This is a genomic window from Nocardia paucivorans NBRC 100373 (genome assembly GCF_000308675.1).
Lineage (GTDB): Bacteria > Actinomycetota > Actinomycetes > Mycobacteriales > Mycobacteriaceae > Nocardia > Nocardia paucivorans.
On record NZ_BAGE01000106.1, the window covers coordinates 1 to 1,450 of the forward strand.

1 protein-coding gene is annotated in these 1,450 nt (G+C 66.3%); it reads right to left on the bottom strand.

Annotated features, from left to right (window positions below):
• Nucleotides 1-17: 17 nt before the first annotated feature.
• Nucleotides 18-1,211 carry an IS110 family RNA-guided transposase gene (locus ON32_RS23490; RefSeq protein WP_040793197.1) on the bottom strand — a complete coding sequence of 398 codons (1,194 nt, stop codon included), beginning with the start codon at nucleotides 1,209-1,211 and terminating at the stop codon, nucleotides 18-20.
• Between the last annotated feature and the right edge of the window lie 239 nt (nucleotides 1,212-1,450).

A 1,450-nucleotide genomic window follows, 5' to 3' on the forward strand; every position in this document is an offset into this window, starting at 1 on the left:
TGTCCCTATGGTGTTCGTCAAGCGGCTGAGGCCGCCGGGGCTCGGTAGGGCTGTTTGCTGTGGAGCATGGCGTAGAGGACGTCGCAGCGTCGCCGGGCCAGGCAGATGAGGGCGGCGTTGTGTTTCTTGCCCTCGGCGCGTTTGCGGTCGTAGTAAGCGCGGCTGACCGGGTCGTGCAGTGCGGCGAACGCTGACAGAAACAACGCCCGTTTTAGTTTGTGGTTGCCGGATCGGGCAGGGTGTTCACCGCGGATGGAACTCCCCGATCGGTGGGTGATCGGGGCGATGCCGGCGTAAGAGGCGAGGTGCCCGGCCGAGGCGAACGCGGTGCCGTCGCCGACTTCGAGCAGGATGCGGGTGCCGGTCCTGACTCCGATGCCGGGCATCGAGGTCAGGACCTCGGCAAGAGGGTGATCGGCGAACATCTCTTCGATATCGGCGGCGATCTGCTTGCGTTGCAGCAAGACCCCTTTCAACGAATCCGCCAGCTTCGGCAGCACGGTTTCCGCGGCTTTGGTGCCGGGAACGGTGACGGTTTGCGCGGGCAGTGCGGTCAAGATCTCGTCGACCAGCCGGACGCCCATGCGTGGGGCATGTTTGGTGGCGATGGCGGTGAGTTTGCGCCGACCCGCAGCCCGGATCCCTTCGGGACCGCCGCAACGCGACAGGATCTCCAGCACCGCCGGGTGGGCGACTCTCGGGCCGAGGACTCGTTCGAGGGCGGGATGAATGCCGGTGAGCAGACCGCGAATGCGGTTGCTGGTGCGGGTTGCCTCACCGGCGAGGTCGTCGTCGAACCCGGCCAGGACACCGAGTTCGGTGAGTGTTTCATCGCCGACGTCGACGCGGCGCAGCGTGTGCGGCATCGTGCGCGCGGCATCGGCGATGATGTGGGCGTCGCGGGCATCGGTCTTGGCTTGACCTGGGTAGAGGTCGGCGATGCGGCGCATCGACAACCCGGGCAGGTAGACGACGTCGTGGCCGCAGGCGCGGGCCACGGTGACCGGCAGGGCGCCGATCGTGTTGGGTTGATCGACCACGATCAACAGCCGGCCGTGGGCGGCGAGCTTGTCGAACACCGCCCGCAGCCGGGACTCATCATTGGGTAGCGCTTTGTCGAACAGTCGTTTCCCGGCCGGGTCGAGCCCGACCGCGTGATGTTCGCCTTTTCCCACGTCAACGCCGCAGAACACGGCATAAGGTTGTGTCACCTTGCTCGGTCCTCAATTGCCTGGAAACGCTCAGTCGGACGGTCGCCGGATCTGGCGTCAACGCCCGGCACCCACGTTACGAAGAGACCTACCAGCGGCCCTGTCCCCATCAGCGGTCCGTCGACGCCACCAGGACCCGGCGACACCACCCCCCGGATCATGGAAGAGACAGGGGCAAGAAGTCATACCGGGCCTGGCGACCGTGGGCCTGGTTCCGGGCCCACGAAAAAGGTAACGGG